Source organism: Shinella sp. Sh6 (assembly GCF_055392685.1).
This window is the reverse complement of the sequence record NZ_AP044005.1, coordinates 2,385,005-2,400,053: the sequence shown is the minus strand read 5'-3', so window position 1 is coordinate 2,400,053 and position 15,049 is coordinate 2,385,005. Positions and strand designations below refer to the sequence as shown.

At 65.8% G+C, this 15,049-nt stretch carries 15 protein-coding genes; 4 read left to right on the top strand and 11 right to left on the bottom strand.

From position 1 onward, the window contains the following. Window positions 1-85: 85 nt before the first annotated feature. Both ACZ5TO_RS11595 and der read left to right on the top strand, forming a co-directional pair. Complete coding sequence (locus ACZ5TO_RS11595) at window positions 86-757, top strand: tetratricopeptide repeat protein (protein WP_184143586.1); 672 nt, start codon at window positions 86-88, stop codon at window positions 755-757. Window positions 758-779: 22 nt separating this feature from the next. Then, entirely contained in the window at window positions 780-2,204 is a 1,425-nt protein-coding gene (gene der / locus ACZ5TO_RS11590; RefSeq protein WP_184143584.1) for a ribosome biogenesis GTPase Der, read from the top strand. A 9-nt stretch (window positions 2,205-2,213) separates the two neighbouring features. Here the strand turns inward: der and ACZ5TO_RS11585 are convergent, their stop codons facing one another. After that, on the bottom strand, window positions 2,214-3,128 hold the full coding sequence (locus tag ACZ5TO_RS11585) for a sugar kinase (protein WP_464798190.1): 915 nt from the start codon (window positions 3,126-3,128) through the stop codon (window positions 2,214-2,216). A 203-nt stretch (window positions 3,129-3,331) separates the two neighbouring features. Here ACZ5TO_RS11585 and bglA point away from each other — a divergent pair, with 203 nt between their 5' ends. Beyond that, entirely contained in the window at window positions 3,332-4,975 is a 1,644-nt protein-coding gene (gene bglA, locus ACZ5TO_RS11580; protein WP_464798189.1) for a beta-galactosidase BglA, read from the top strand. On the opposite strand, the gene ACZ5TO_RS11575 is transcribed toward bglA, so the two are convergent. The 10 genes from ACZ5TO_RS11575 to ACZ5TO_RS11530 form a co-directional block, all read right to left on the bottom strand. After that, a complete protein-coding gene (locus tag ACZ5TO_RS11575) occupies window positions 4,972-5,217 on the bottom strand; it encodes a DUF2442 domain-containing protein (RefSeq protein WP_464798188.1) in 246 nt (81 codons plus the stop codon). The genes bglA and ACZ5TO_RS11575 overlap by 4 nt on opposite strands. Further along, on the bottom strand, window positions 5,198-5,443 hold the full coding sequence (locus tag ACZ5TO_RS11570) for a DUF4160 domain-containing protein (protein WP_464798187.1): 246 nt from the start codon (window positions 5,441-5,443) through the stop codon (window positions 5,198-5,200). The genes ACZ5TO_RS11575 and ACZ5TO_RS11570 overlap by 20 nt, the downstream gene beginning before the upstream one ends. A 7-nt stretch (window positions 5,444-5,450) precedes the next feature. Next, entirely contained in the window at window positions 5,451-7,145 is a 1,695-nt protein-coding gene (gene ade, locus ACZ5TO_RS11565) for an adenine deaminase (RefSeq protein ID WP_464798186.1), read from the bottom strand. 62 nt (window positions 7,146-7,207) lie between these two features. Then, window positions 7,208-8,077 (bottom strand): aldose 1-epimerase family protein, encoded by an 870-nt coding sequence (locus ACZ5TO_RS11560; RefSeq protein ID WP_464798185.1) that lies wholly within the window; start codon window positions 8,075-8,077, stop codon window positions 7,208-7,210. 242 nt (window positions 8,078-8,319) lie between these two features. Beyond that, entirely contained in the window at window positions 8,320-9,645 is a 1,326-nt protein-coding gene (aptA, locus tag ACZ5TO_RS11555; protein ID WP_464798184.1) for an omega-aminotransferase AptA, read from the bottom strand. A 175-nt stretch (window positions 9,646-9,820) separates the two neighbouring features. Beyond that, on the bottom strand, window positions 9,821-10,159 hold the full coding sequence (locus ACZ5TO_RS11550) for an ArsR/SmtB family transcription factor (protein WP_184143567.1): 339 nt from the start codon (window positions 10,157-10,159) through the stop codon (window positions 9,821-9,823). A 184-nt stretch (window positions 10,160-10,343) separates the two neighbouring features. Continuing rightward, on the bottom strand, window positions 10,344-11,108 hold the full coding sequence (locus ACZ5TO_RS11545) for a HugZ family pyridoxamine 5'-phosphate oxidase (RefSeq protein ID WP_464798183.1): 765 nt from the start codon (window positions 11,106-11,108) through the stop codon (window positions 10,344-10,346). An 81-nt stretch (window positions 11,109-11,189) separates the two neighbouring features. Continuing rightward, window positions 11,190-12,233, bottom strand: coding sequence for a choline ABC transporter ATP-binding protein (gene choV, locus ACZ5TO_RS11540; protein WP_184143563.1), 1,044 nt, complete (start codon window positions 12,231-12,233; stop codon window positions 11,190-11,192). Then, window positions 12,233-13,105: a choline ABC transporter permease subunit gene (gene choW / locus ACZ5TO_RS11535; RefSeq protein ID WP_184143561.1), complete on the bottom strand. Its 873-nt coding sequence runs from the start codon at window positions 13,103-13,105 to the stop codon at window positions 12,233-12,235. The genes choV and choW overlap by 1 nt, the downstream gene beginning before the upstream one ends. 150 nt (window positions 13,106-13,255) lie before the next feature. After that, window positions 13,256-14,215: a choline ABC transporter substrate-binding protein gene (locus tag ACZ5TO_RS11530; RefSeq protein ID WP_464798182.1), complete on the bottom strand. Its 960-nt coding sequence runs from the start codon at window positions 14,213-14,215 to the stop codon at window positions 13,256-13,258. Window positions 14,216-14,444: 229 nt separating this feature from the next. Here ACZ5TO_RS11530 and ACZ5TO_RS11525 point away from each other — a divergent pair, with 229 nt between their 5' ends. After that, the gene (locus ACZ5TO_RS11525) at window positions 14,445-15,032 is read left to right on the top strand and encodes a thymidine kinase (protein WP_184143557.1); all 588 of its coding nucleotides are present in this window, start codon (window positions 14,445-14,447) and stop codon (window positions 15,030-15,032) included. The last annotated feature ends 17 nt before the right edge of the window (window positions 15,033-15,049 follow it).

The following is a 15,049-nucleotide window of genomic DNA, read 5'->3' as shown; positions in this document are numbered from 1 at the left end:
TCTGGGGCTTTTCGTGCCTGCCCCCTTACAACGCCGTCAAAATGGGGTAGAAGGCGCTAACTTCAAACGTTAGCTCGGACGCGAAATGGTACATCAGGACGACAGCTTTATCCGCGAGGTGAACGAGGAACTGCGTTCCGATCAGATGCGCCTGATCTGGAAGCGCTTCGGCCGCGTCCTCATCGGCGCTGCCGTGCTGGTCGTCCTCGGCACCATCGGCAAGGTCGGCTACGATTACTGGCGCGACAGGGAGGCCTCGGCCTCCGGCGACCAGTTCCTCGCCGCCCTGACGCTGGCGCGCGAAGGCAAGAACGAGGAGGCGCTGACCGCGCTCACCAACCTGGAGAAGGACGGCTTCGGCTCCTATCCGGTGCTTGCCCGCATGCGCGCCGCCTCGCTGACGGCCGAGACCGACGTGCCCGGCGCCATCGCTGCCTTCTCCGCCATCGCCAAGGACACCTCCGTGCCGCAGGCGCTGCGCGATGCCGCGCGCCTTCGCGCCGCCTATCTCCTCGTCGACACCGGCACCTACGAGCAGGTCTCGGCCGAGGCCGAGCAGCTTGCGACGCCGCAGGATGCGCTGCGCCATTCGGCGCGCGAGGTCCTCGGCCTCTCCGCCTACAAGCACGAGGATTACAAGCGCGCCAAGGAATGGTTCGAGGCGATCCTCAACGACAGCGAAGCGCCGCGCAACCTCGCCAACCGCGCGCAGATGCTGCTTGACCTGATTGCGGCAAGCGGCAAGCTGTCCTCCTGACCGGACAGAACGGAACACGTCCATGAGCTTCACCGTCGCCATTGTCGGGCGCCCCAATGTCGGCAAGTCCACCCTGTTCAACAGGCTTGTGGGCAAGAAGCTCGCGCTCGTCGACGACACGCCGGGCGTGACGCGCGACCGCCGGCCGGGCGATGCCCGTCTCGTCGACCTGAAATTCCGCATCATCGACACGGCCGGCCTCGAAGAGGCTGCGCCCGATACGCTCGAAGGCCGCATGCGCGCCCAGACGGAAGCGGCCATCGAGGAGGCGGACCTTTCGCTCTTCGTGGTCGATGCCAAGACGGGGCTGACGCCCGTCGATACGGCGCTGGCGGACATGCTGCGCAGGAAGGGCAAGCCCGTCGTGCTCGTCGCCAACAAGTCCGAGGCGCGCGGTTCCGACGGCGGCTTCTACGACAGCTTCACGCTCGGCCTCGGCGAGCCGACGCCGATCTCCGCCGAGCACGGCCAGGGCATGCTCGACCTGCGCGACGCCATCGTCGCGGCCATCGGCGAGGAACGCGCCTTTCCTCCGAAGGAGGACGAGGCCGTCACCGACGTCGACGTGCGCGCCGAAGCGGCAGCCGAGGACGAGGATTTCGAGCCGGAATACGACGAGACGAAGCCGCTGCGCGTCGCCATCGTCGGCCGCCCGAATGCCGGCAAGTCCACGCTGATCAACCGCTTCCTCGGCGAGGACCGGCTGCTGACCGGCCCCGAGGCCGGCATCACGCGCGATTCCATTTCCGTCGAATGGGACTGGAAGGGCCGCACGATCAAGATGTTCGACACGGCCGGCATGCGCCGCAAGGCCAAGGTGCAGGAGAAGCTGGAAAAGCTCTCCGTCGCCGACGGCCTTCGCGCCATCCGCTTTGCCGAGACGGTGGTCATCGTCTTCGATTCCACCATTCCCTTCGAAAAGCAGGACCTGCAGATCGTCGATCTCGTGTTGCGCGAGGGCCGTGCCGCCGTGCTCGCCTTCAACAAGTGGGACCTTATCGATGACCCGCAGGCCGTTCTCGCGGAGCTGCGCGAGAAGACCGACCGGCTCCTGCCGCAGGCGCGCGGCATCCGCGCCGTGCCGGTCTCCGGCCAGACGGGCCGCGGCCTCGACAAGCTGATGCAGGCCGTCATCGACACGGACCGCACCTGGAACCGCCGCATCTCCACCGCCAAGCTCAACCGCTGGCTCGATGCGGTGCAGACGCAGCATCCGCCGCCGGCCGTTTCCGGCCGCCGCCTGAAGCTGAAATACATGACGCAGGTGAAGGCCCGTCCGCCGGGCTTCATGATCTCCTGCACGCGCCCCGATGCGCTGCCGGAATCCTATGTCCGCTATCTCACCAACGGCCTGCGCACCGACTTCAACCTGCCGGGCGTGCCGATCCGCATCCATTTCCGCGCGGCGGACAACCCGTTCGCCTCGAAGGCCAGGAAGAAGCGCTGATCGCGATCATCAGGCCGCCGGCAGCTTGTCCTTGGCCACCAGCGCGCCGTGGTGCTGGATGACGGCGGCGGCGACGTCGGCGGCGAAGCGCGCGGCCTCCTCGGGGCTTGCGCCGATGGCAAGGCGCGCCAGGAACGCGCCGTTGAAGCTGTCGCCGGCGCTGGTCGTGTCGACGATCGTCTCGACCTTCGCGGAGGGGACGTGGCTGCGTTCGCCGTTAAAGACGAGTGTCGCGCCTTCGCTGCCGTCCTTGACGACCAGCCCTTCCACGCCGAGCCCGCGATAGCGCGCGATGGTTTCCTCGATCGAGACGTCGCGGAAATGCGTGGTCTCGTCGTCGAGGCTCGGCATGACGAGCGTTGCCGCGCGCGCGCCTTCGGTGATGCTTGCGCGCATCCGCTCGGCATCGTCCCACAGGCGCGGGCGGATATTCGGGTCGAAGACGACGCGCTTGCCCGAAGCCTTCGCGCGGCGCAGTTCGGCCAGCAGCGTTTCGACATCCTCTTCGGGAAGGATCGCCAGCGTGATGCCGGAGAAGACGACGATGTCGGAGGCTTCCATCGCGGCGCGGAGCCGGTCGCCGTCGCGGGCGAGCAGCTTTGCCGCGGAGGTCGAGCGCCAGTAGGAGAAGCTGCGTTCGCCGTCCTTCAGGTGGATCATGTAGAGTCCGGGCGAGCGGCCCTCGATGCGCGCGACGTGGCCGGTGCCGATGCCGCGGCTTTCCATGAAGGCCAGCATCTCGTCGGAGATCGTGTCGGCGCCGACGGCGGAGAAATAGTCGACATGCCAGTCGGCCGGCAGGTATTGGCGGGCGTAATAGGCGGTGTTGAACGTGTCGCCGGCGAACCCCTTGCGCATCAGGCCGCCTTCGGCCTGCATCAGTTCCACCATGCATTCGCCGATCGAAAGCAGCCGTCCCGCCATGTCGTTTTCCTCCCGGCCAAGTGCGCCGAAAGAGGAAATACTGTCAAAGAGTTGGCGGGGCAAGCCGTTGCCGGCGCTTTCCGGAGGTGTGGAGGAGGCCGGGCGCTTCGTCCGTTGCCGAAAAATCCGGCGCCTGCCGTTTACGCTCCGCGGGGTGCGCGCTACATCTTCCCGGCAAGCAACGGGACGTGGAGTGAGAGCGCATGGTCAAACACCGCAAGCATGCCGACGACTGGTGGCGCGGCGCGGTCATCTATCAGGTCTATCCCCGTTCCTTTCAGGACACGACGGGCGACGGCATGGGGGACCTGCGCGGCATCACGAAGAGGCTGGGCCACATCGCCTCGCTCGGTGTCGACGCCATCTGGCTTTCGCCCTTCTTCAAGTCGCCGATGGAGGACATGGGCTACGACGTCTCGGACTATTGCGACGTCGACCCGATGTTCGGCACGCTTGCCGATTTCGATGCGATGCTGGCGGAGGCCCACCGTCTCGGCCTCAAGATCATCATCGACCAGGTGATCTCGCACACCTCCGACCAGCATCCCTGGTTCGTCGAGAGCCGCTCCAGCCGCGACAACCCCAAGGCCGACTGGTACGTCTGGGCCGATCCCAAGCGGGACGGCACGGCGCCCAACAACTGGCTGTCGATCTTCGGCGGCCCGGGCTGGGAATGGGACGGCGTGCGCAAGCAATATTACATGCACAACTTCCTGATCTCGCAGCCGGACCTCAACTTCCACAATCCCGATGTGCAGGATGCGCTCTTGAAGACCGTGCGCTTCTGGCTCGACCGGGGCGTCGACGGCTTCCGCCTCGACACGGTGAACTTCTATTTCTGCGACAGGAAGCTCAGGGACAATCCGCCCCACGAGCCCAATCCCGACGAGATCGGCCTCGATGCGCCGGACGTCAATCCCTACGGCATGCAGACGCATCTCCACGACAAGACGCAGCCGGAGAATATCGCCTTCCTCAAGCGCTTCCGCGCGCTGCTCGACGAATACGAGGGGCGCATGACGGTGGGCGAGGTGGGCGACGGGGCGCGCTCGCTGAAGACGGTCGCCGACTATACCAGCGGCGGCGACAAGCTGAACATGTGCTACACGTTCGACCTGCTGGGGCCGGACTTCACCGCCGACCACATCCGCAAATGCGTGCAGAGCTTCCAGCGCGCGGTGACGGACGGCTGGGTTTGCTGGGCCTTCTCCAACCATGACGTCAACCGGCATGTCAGCCGCTTCATCAAGGCGCCGGAGGAGCGCGAGCGCGTCGCCAAGCTCGCCGTCACGCTGCTTTCGACGCTGCGCGGCTCGATCTGCCTCTACCAGGGCGAGGAACTGGGGCTGACGGAGGCGGACCTTGCCTTCGAGGACCTGCGCGACCCCTACGGCATCCGCTTCTGGCCGGCCTTCAAGGGCCGCGACGGGTGCCGCACGCCGATGCCCTGGCAGCGCGGCGAGGCCCATGCCGGCTTCAGCAGCGCCAAGCCCTGGCTGCCGGTGCCGGAGGAGCATGCGCGCCTTGCCGTCGACACGCAGGAGAAGATCGCCGGCTCCGTGCTCAACCACTACCGCACGACGCTCGCCTTCCGCAGGGAGCATGCGGCCCTCCATGACGGCGACATGTCCTTCGTCCATTCCAACCAGGATATCCTTGCCTTCACCCGCGAGAAGGACGGCGAAAAGCTGCTCTTCGTCTTCAACCTGACGCGCGAGAAGGCCGAATTCGTGCCGGCGAAATCGCTGAAGCTCGGCGAACCGCTCCCGGTCCCCGGCTTCGGCGCGAAGCTGAAGGACGGGACGATCGAGCTGGACGGGCTTGATATGGCGTGCGTGCGGGTTTAGGCGGCCGAGCGCTTCACGGTCTGGTCGCCTTTTCCGGCAAGGAGGCCGTCGATGGAAATGTCCTCGTCGAGCGCATCCCAATGGATGCCGCCGGGGCTGAGTTCATAGCGCATTCTGGACGGCCTGTCGGCTGCCAGAAGGCGGGGGAACCACGCCAGCGGAACGCCGAGCGTCCGGCCGTCGTCGAGCGAGACCCACATCGTGTCGTCATCGAAGCGAATGTCAGTTGCCGAAATATTCATGCCACGTCTTCTCGATCAGGTGCCTGTTGTCGATGACAAGCCGCAGGATAACAGAGAGTTCCCGGCTGTTGAAGCCGCGGCTTTCCGCGATGCCGATCAGAGGCTCCAGCCAGACCTTCGCGATCGCGCCGCCGGCGCGGACATGGATATGGATCGGCTCGCGCGGATCACCTTCGTTCGAATAGAAGAAGAAGGTGAGACCCTGGTGGCGAAAGACGACCGGCATCCGCGTCTCACCCGATCAGCGCGAACCGGTCCACGTCCACCATGCCCCTGTCTGAAATCTTCAGGTGCGGGATGACGGGCAGCGGCAGGAAGGCGAGCTGGAGGAAGGGTTCTTCCAGCGTGGCGCCGAGGGCGAAGGCGGCGTGGCGCAGGTGGTGGAGCGTGTCGCGCACGCTCTCGTAAGGTTCGAGGCTCATGAGCCCGGCGACGGGAAGGGCGATCTCGCCCGTCACCTTGCCGTCTTCCACCACCACGAAGCCGCCCTTGATCTCGCCGAGGCGGTTCGCGGCGAGCGCCATGTCGTCCTCGTCGACGCCGACGACGCAGATATTGTGGCTGTCATGGCCGACCGTGGAGGCGATGGCGCCCTTCTTCAGCCCGAAGCCCTGCACGAAGCCGTTGGCATGGTTGCCGTTCTTGCCGTGGCGCTCGATGACGGCGACCTTGATGATGTCCTGCGCGAGGTCGAGGGCCGTCTGGTTGCCCTTCGCCGGCAGGCGGTAGCGGCGATGCTCGGTGATGATCTTGCCGGGCAGGACGCCGATGACCGGCGTTTCGCCGTCCGTGACGGGCACGGCGAAATGGGCGGCGGCGACGGGCCTCGCCTTGACGCTGTCGAGGCCGACGGGCGCGACGGGCCTGCGGGTGGCAAAGAGGGCGTCGTCCACCTTGCGGCCGGCGGAGAAGACCGTCTCGGCCTTGCAGTTCTCCAGCGTGTCGATGACGACGAGGTCCGCGCGCCAGCCGGGGGCGACGAGGCCACGGTCGCGAAGCCCGAAGGCCTTTGCCGCGGAGATGGAGGCGGCGCGGTAGACGGCGAGCGGCGCACGGCCGTGGCTGATCGCGGTGCGGATCATGTAGTCGAGGTGGCCCTGTTCGGCGATGTCGAGCGGGTTGCGGTCGTCCGTGCAGAGCGCGATGAAGGGCGAGAGCCGTTCGGTGAGGATCGGCATCAGGGCATGCAGGTCCTTGGAGACCGAGCCCTCGCGGATGAGGATGTGCATGCCCTTGCGGATCTTCTCCAACGCCTCCTCGGCGGTGGTGCATTCGTGCTCGGTGCGAATGCCGGCGGAAAGATAGCCGTTGAGGTCGTTGCCGGAAAGCAGCGGCGCATGGCCGTCGATATGGCCGCCCTGGAAGGCTTCCAGCTTGGCGAGGCAGACGGGATCCTTATGGATGACGCCCGGGAAATTCATGAACTCGGCAAGGCCGATGACCTTCGGGTGATCGCGGAAGGGCAAGAGCCGCTCGATCGGCAGGTCCGCGCCTGAGGTCTCCAGATGCGTCGCCGGCACGCAGCTCGAAAGCTGCACGCGGATATCCATGATGGTTTCCAGCGCGCTGTCGAGGAAGAACTGGATGCCCTCCGTTCCGAGCACGTTGGCGATCTCGTGCGGATCGCAGATCACCGTCGTCACGCCGTAGGGCAGCACGCAGCGGTCGAATTCGTGCGGCGTCACCAGGGAGGATTCGATGTGGAGATGCGTGTCGATGAAGCCGGGCACGACGATGCGGCCGGAAATGTCGATCTCCGTGCGGCCCCGGTATTCGCCGCAGGTGCCGACGATGCGCTCGCCGGAAATGGCAATGTCCGAGGCGACGAGCTCGCCCGTCACGAGGTCGAAGAACCGGCCGCCCTTCAGCACGATATCGGCCGGTTCGCGGCCGGTTCCCTGGTCGATGAAGCGTTCCAAGTCGGTCATGGCAGTCTCCGAATCCCTTTTCGCGACTGTAGCCGCCTTGCGGCGGGAGAAAAGGCGAATGTTCAGGCCGGGAAGGTGACGGTGAAGGCAAAGCGCCTGCTTTCGCCGGCCGGAAGCGTCGTCGTATAGGGCCGGTCCTTCAAATCGCGCGAGCCGCCATATTCGGCGGCGGTGCCGTGCCAGGGCTCGACACAGAGGAACGGCGCGCCGGGCTTCGTCCAGAGGGCGAGGTTCGGCAGGGCCTCGAAATGGAAGCGGAGGGCCGGTCCGCCCTCGGCGGCATAGGTGAGGCCGTCGCCTGCGCCTTCGGGGAAGACGAGCGCGTCATGCTCGAAGAGATCGTGTGCGAGGAGGAGGCGGCCCTTTTCGAACGGAGAGGGATCGCGAACCTGCGAGAGCAGGCCGTTTTCCAGCGGCTGGCGTAGTGGCTCCGCGCCGTTGTCGAGGGTGACGACATGCGGCCTGCCTTCGCCGCCCGGCAGCGGCCAGAGAAAGGCCGGATGGAAGCCGAGGCCGAAGGGCATCGGGCTATCGCCGCCGTTCTCCACCGTTGCCGCAATGGTGAGGGCCGGACCGTCGAGGCTGTGCTCGACGGAAAGGCAAAAGTCGAAGGGGTAGACGGCGCGGGTTTCGTCCGAGGCTTTCAGCCGGTAGCGGCAGGCCGTGGCCGAGGCCGCTTCGAGGGTGAATTCCCGCCGGCGCGCGAAACCGTGCTGCGCCATGGGGTAGGGCTTGCCGTCGATGAGAAGCGTATCGTCCGGCGCCTTGCCGACGATGGGGAACAGCACCGGCGAGCGCCCCGTCCAGAAGGCGGCGTCGCCGTTCCACAGCCAGTTCGCCCCGTCGCGCGTCGTCGCCGACTGCATCTCGGCGCCGAGGGCGGAAACCTCGATGGAGAGGTGCTGGTTTTCAATGCGGGTGGAGGTCGGCATCGGTTGGCCCTCGTCGTGGTGGCCGCACAATTGCGCTGAACGGGGCGGACTTGCAAGAGCCGCATTGCCCCGCCTCAACCACCGTCGTCATCCTCGGCCTTGAGCCGAGGATCCACCGCCGCAGGTGCCGCGTGGATGGTCGGGTCAAGCCCGACCATGACGGAGGAGGGGACTGTGTGGCACGTCCCCTCGCCCCGCTTGCGGGGAGAGGGGCGGGGTGAGGGGCAGGCGCCGTATCCGCCTCAGATGTTGTTCTGCAGCACCTCGCGCAGCTTGCCGAACAGTTCGTCGATCTCGCGCTTTTCGATGATGAGCGGCGGGGAGAGGGCGATGATGTCGCCGGTCGTGCGGATCAGCAGGCCCTTTTCGTAGGCCTTGAGGAAGGCGTTGAAGGCGCGCTTGGTGGGCTCGCCGGCGATCGGGGCGAGCTCGATGGCGCCGATCAGGCCGACATTGCGGATGTCGATGACGTTCGGGCAATCCTTCAGCGAATGCAGGGCGTCCTCCCAGTAGGGGGCAAGCTCGGCGGCGCGGGTGAGAAGGCCTTCTTCCCTGTAGGTGTCGAGCGTGCCGAGGGCGGCGGCCGAGGCGATCGGGTTGCCGGAATAGGTATAGCCGTGGAAGAACTCGATCATGTGTTCCGGGCCGTTCATGAAGGCGTCGTGGATTTCCGATGTCACGAAGACGGCGCCCATCGGGATCACGCCGTTGGTGAGGCCCTTTGCGGTGGTGATGATGTCCGGCTTGACGTCGAAATATTGCGCGGCGAACGGCGTGCCGAGGCGGCCGAAGCCGGTGATGACCTCGTCGAAGATCAGGAGGATGCCGTGCTGCGTGCAGATCTCGCGCAGCTTCTGGAGATAGCCCTTCGGCGGGATGAGGACGCCCGTGGAGCCGGCGACCGGCTCGACGATGACGGCGGCGATGGTCGAGGCGTCGTGCAGGGTGACGATGCGCTGGAGTTCGCTGGCGATGTCGCCGCCGTGCTCCGGCTCGCCGCGGGTGAAGGCATTCTTGTCCGGGAAATGCGTGTGCGGCATATGGTCGACGCCCGTCAGCAGCGTGCCGAACATCTTCCGGTTGGAGACGATGCCGCCGACGGAGATGCCGCCGAAATTGACGCCGTGATAGCCGCGCTCGCGGCCGATGAGGCGCGAGCGCGCGCCGTCGCCCTTGGCGCGGTGATAGGCGAGCGCCACCTTCAGCGCGGTCTCGACCGATTCCGAGCCGGAATTGGTGTAGAGGACGTGGTCCATGCCCTCGGGCGCGATGTCGACGAGGCGGTTGGCAAGCTCGAAGGCCTTGGGATGGCCGAGCTGGAAGGCGGGCGCGTAGTCGAGCTCGCCGGCCTGCTCGCGGATCGCCTCGGTGATCTTCGGGCGACAATGGCCGGCATTGACGCACCAAAGGCCCGCCGTGCCGTCGAGCACCTGCCGGCCGTCATGGGTCGTGTAGTACATGTCCTTGGCGCCGACGAAGAAGCGCGGCTCCTTCTTGAACTGGCGGTTGGCCGTGAACGGCATCCAGAAGGCGCGCAGATCGTTGGGGGCATTGAGGCGGTTGGACATGCGGTCTCTCCTGGTTTTCGGCTGCAAGGCGGGAATTTTACCTGTCGGTCAAATTATCAAGGCGGCCCGGGCCGTCAAGGCGAATAAGGGGCCGCGCGGGCGTGCGGGAACCGCTCCAATGCAAAACGCCCCGGACGCTGGTCCGGGGCGCGGGAAATGCGAAGATTTCGGTCCGTCAGGCGATGCGGAGCTTCTTTTCCGAAGCGCCGTTGCCGGGAGTCTTGTAGATGCGGTCGAGCGCGTCCAGAATGGTCAGGACGGCGTCGGACTTGCTCGAATAATAGATGGTCTGGGCATCGCGGCGCGTGGTCACGAGATTCTGCGCGCGCAGCTTCGACAGGTGCTGCGAAAGGGCCGACTGGCTGAGGCCGACCTGGCCCGCGAGCGCGCCGACGGCGATTTCGCCGCCGACCAGCACTTTCAGGATGAGGAGGCGCTTGGGATTGGCCATGGCGGAAAGGAAATCGGATGCAATCTCGGCCTGCGCGTGTTCTGCGTCTGAAATCTTGTCCATCTGAAACTCCTTGGGGCGTTTCCGCTTCAAATCATGTGTTTTTATGTGAATCCGCTTGTTAGCATATAAACAAACCCACCCCCATCAAGAGCAAGAAATGGGGGTAGGTGCACGCATGGCGACGGGTGCCTTACGGGAACGGTAGGGCGCGCCTGGCGGATGTCTTCGCGAAAACGCCGGTTGCTCAGCCTGCTGCTCTTGCTTCGCGGAGCAAACGTGCAAGCTCGGCGCGAAGTTCCCCGGCCTCCTCAAGTTCGCGGGAAAATTCGAGCCGCTTCAATCTGTCGCCGCAGGCAAGGTCGACCCCGGCCGCGTCCAGCCCCACGATCATCCATTCGCCGTCCTTCGCGCCGCAATAGTGGCGGGCGTAGATGCCGGCGGCCTCCGCATGGTCGCTGTTCATGTGCTCGACGGCGCCGGTTTCCATCTCGGCAAGGGCGCCGCGGGCGGGAGAACGGATCAGCAGGTCCTCGGCCGTGAGCACGAAGGCCTTGCCGAAGCCGCCGTTGAGAAGGGCGCGCTGTGGCACGAGGCGGAAGAAGGTGAAATCGGGGAAATCGACATAGAGCTTCGCCTTCGGGTGGCGGCGGATGAAGCGCTCGCGAAGGGCGGCGCGCGCCTCGCTCTCGCGCGGCACCTCCTCGGCAATCGAGATGACGGTGAGGCGCGGATGGGCGAGCGGGTCGCCCTTGCCGGGCTCGCCGGCGAGCAGCGAGGCGCGGGGATCGGCCCTGAGCGCCTGCGTGTGGAAGGAAAGGGCCGAGACGAGGATGACGGGCGTGCCGTCGGTATCGGTGCCGGTCAGGGTGCGGCTGGCGAAGGGAAAGCCCGTCTCCGGCTCGAACACGGCGAGAGGGCAACTGCGCGCTGAGCGCAGGAGGGTGCGCGCAAGGCGGCGGGCCTCGTCGTCCGTTACGCGCAGAACGCTCGGTTTGTCCTTCTCGGTCATGATGTCTGGCTCCGTATGTCGATAAAAAGGCGGCGCCCCGCATGGAGGCGCCGCCCTATCTAATCCGATCGCCGGCCGATGTCAGCCGCGCCGGCGGTGCCGCGTCAATCCGTTGACGATGTCCTGCGCGTTGATCGTGCCGATTACCGTGCCGTTGTCGACGACGCCGACATTGCCGGGCGTGCGGGCCATGGCGTCGAGGACGTCGACGAGCGGGGTCGTCGGCGCGGCGGTCGCCGTCACGCCGCCGCTGCCGTCGGAGGCGCCGTGCTGCATGACGTCCCCGGCGGTCAGCATGTTGATCGGGTTCATGTTCTGCACGAAATCCGCGACATACTGGTTGGCCGGGTTCTTCACGATCTCCTGCGGCGTGCCGCACTGGATGATGCGCCCGCCCTCCATGATGGCGATGCGGTTGCCGATGCGGAAGGCCTCGTCGAGGTCGTGGCTGACGAAGATGATGGTCTTCTTCAGCCGGCGCTGGAACTCCAGGAGCTCGTCCTGCAGGCGCGTGCGGATCAGCGGGTCGAGCGCGGAGAAGGGCTCGTCCATGAGCAGGATCGGCGCGCCGGTCGCAAAGGCGCGGGCAAGGCCGACGCGCTGCTGCATGCCGCCCGAAAGCTCGTTGACCTTGCGGTCCGCCCATTTGGAGAGGTTGACGAGCTCGAGCTGCTCGCCGACGCGCGCCTTTCGCTCGGCATCCGGCACGCCGGCAAGCTCGAGGCCGAAGCCGACATTGTCGGCGACGGTGCGCCAGGGCAGGAGCGCGAACTGCTGGAACACCATGGAGACGGTGTGCATGCGGAAGTCGCGCAGCGCCTTGGGCGTCGCCGTGTAGGGATTGACCGAGCCGGCGCCGGCCTTCACCTCCACCTCGCCGCGCACCACCGGGGCAAGCCCGTTGACGGCGCGAAGCAGCGTCGACTTGCCGGAGCCCGAAAGGCCCATCAGCACGAGGATCTCGCCCTCGTTGATGGAGAGCGTGGCGTCCGCCACGCCGAGCACGAGGCCAGTTTCCGCGCCGATCTCGTCGCGGGTCTTGCCCGCGTCCACCATCGAGAGGGCCTTTTGCGGATTGTCCCCGAAGATGATGGAGACGTTCTTGAAGACGACGGTATCGGTCATCAGGAGTCTCCTTCATCGGAAGAGCGGAAGAGCCGGTCGAGGATGATCGCGAGGATCACGATGCACAGCCCCGCCTCGAAGCCCATGGAGATGTTGACGGTGTTGAGCGCGCGCACCACCGGAACGCCGAGCCCCTTGGCGCCGACGAGCGCGGCGATGACCACCATCGACAGCGACAGCATGATCGTCTGGGTGAGGCCGGCCATGATCTGCGGCATGGCGTAGGGCAGCTCCACCTTGCGCAGCACCTGGCCGGGCGTCGCGCCGAAGGCCTGGGCGGCCTCGACCAGCGACGGGGGCGTCGAGATGATGCCGAGGCGCGTCAGGCGGATCGGCGCGGGTATGGCGAAGATCACGGTCGCGATCAGGCCCGGCACCATGCCGAGGCCGAAGAGAATGAGCGCCGGGATGAGGTAGACGAAGGTGGGGATCGTCTGCATCAGGTCGAGGATGGGGCGCAGGATCGAGTAGAACCACGGCCGGCGCGCGGCCGCGATGCCGAGCGGCACGCCGACGACCATGCTGACGCCGGTCGCCGCCAGCACGAGCGCGAGCGTTTCCGTCGTCTCCTTCCAGTAGCCCTGGTTCACGATGAGCAGCAGGCCGAAGAAGGTGAAGGCGGCAACGCCGATGGAGCGGTGGAAGCGCCAGCTTACCGCCGTCAGGAGCACGATGAGGAAGAGCGCGAAGGCGAGCTTGCCGCCCGCGCTCTCGATGAACGGCCCCTGCAACAGGAACAGGAGGGCATCGATGCCGGCCTGAAGCACGACCTTGAGGAAGTCGAACAGTCCCTTGCCGTTCGTCGTCAACCAGTTGACGGCGTCCTTGGCGATCGGGCCGATCGGAATTTTGGAGACGGTGAGCCAATCCACGGCAGCAGACCCTTGGCTGGAGGTTGAGGATGCGCGTTCACGCTTCCGAAAATCCGGGTGCAAAACCGCTCGAACGTTTTCGCTGGGATTGCAGTATCCGGAGGGAAGAAGAAGGGCGGGAAAGTTTCCTTCCCGCCCTGGTCTTGCCCGTTAGAGGCCGAGCGCGGTCTTTGCCGCTGCAAGGGCCTCGCCGCTGCCGTCCTTGGTGGTCACGCCCGCAAGCCACGGCTCGATGGCGGCGGGGTTGGCCTTCAGCCATTCGGCCGCTGCCGTTTCCGGATCCTGCCCGTCGTTCAGGATCTTGCCCATGATCTGGTTTTCCATTTCCAGCGTGAACTTGAGGTTCTGCAGGAACTTCCCGACGTTCGGGCATTCGGTGGTGTAGCCCTGGCGCACGTTGGTGTAGACGGTGGCGCCGCCGAAGTTCGGGCCGAAGACGTCGTCGCCGCCCGTAAGGTAGGTCAGCTTGAAGTTGGCGTTCATCGGGTGGGGTTCCCAGCCGAGGAAGACGATCGGCGCGTTTTCCTGCTCGGAGCGGGCGACTTCGGCCAGCATACCCTGCTCGGAGGATTCGACGACCTCGAAGCCGGAAAGGTCGAACTTGTTGCCGGAAACCATGTCGATGATCAGGCGGTTGCCGTCATTGCCCGGCTCGATGCCGTAGATCTTGCCGTCGAGTTCGGCCTTGTGGGCGGCGATGTCCTTGAAGTCCTTGATGCCGATCTCGGCGCCCTTGGCATTGGTCGCCAGCGTGTATTTCGCGCCTTCGAGGTTCTCGCGCACCGTCTCGACAGAGCCGTCGTCGCGGAAGGGCTTGATGTCGGCTTCCATGGTCGGCATCCAGTTGCCGAGGAAGACGTCGATGTCCTTGTTCTTGAGCGAGGTATAGGTGACCGGAACGGACAGGACCGTCACTTCCGTTTCATAGCCGAGGCTCTTGAGGATGGTGGTCGCGGTCGCCGTCGTGGCGGTGATGTCCGTCCAGCCGACGTCGGAGAAACGGACCTTGCCACAGCTTTCCGCCTCGGCGGCCGAAGCCGTCGCGACGCCGACCGCCAGAACGGATGCGGCGGCGGCAAGCAGCGTCTTGAACGATGATGCAGTCTTCATTTTATTGCTCCCCTTATGACTGGTGTTTAGCCAATCACCAAAACGATATGCTTTCAAGCGCCTTGGCGTAACCGGAAGGCCCTGAAAGGTCCAATAAATTTCGGCCCTGTTCGCAATTTCGCACATGGATGTCGCAACGGATGGGCCCCGACGATTTCTGTGGTTTTGCGGCCTTTCCCGCTGGAAAAGCGCGCCCTGCCGGGCCATGAGACGGGCAGCGGAGAAAATCATGGCCAAGCTCTACTTCAGTTATGCGACGATGAACGCGGGCAAGTCGACGCTGCTTCTGCAGGCGTCCTACAACTACCGCGAACGCGGCATGCGCACGGCGATCCTCATCGCCGCCTTCGACGACCGCGCCGGGCAGGGGCGCATCTCCTCGCGCATCGGCCTTTCCGCCGACGCCATCGCCTTCGACCGGGCGGACGACCTCTACCGGCATATCGAGGAACTGAACGGGGAGGGCGACGACAGGATCGCCTGCGTCTTCGTCGACGAGGCGCAGTTCCTCACCGAGGAACAGGTCTGGCAGCTTGCGCGCGTCGCCGACCGGATGCACATTCCCGTCATGGCCTACGGCCTGCGCACCGATTTCCAGGGCAAGCTCTTCCCCGGCTCCAGGGCGCTCCTCGCGCTTGCAGACGAACTGCGCGAGGTGCGCACCATCTGCCATTGCGGCCGCAAGGCCACCATGGTCGTCCGGCTCGGGGCGGACGGCAAGGTCGTGAAGGAGGGCGCGCAGGTCGAGATCGGCGGCAACGACAAATACGTCTCCTATTGCCGCCGCCACTGGGACGATATCATGGCCGCCGACTGAGGCCGTCCGGCGGCGAA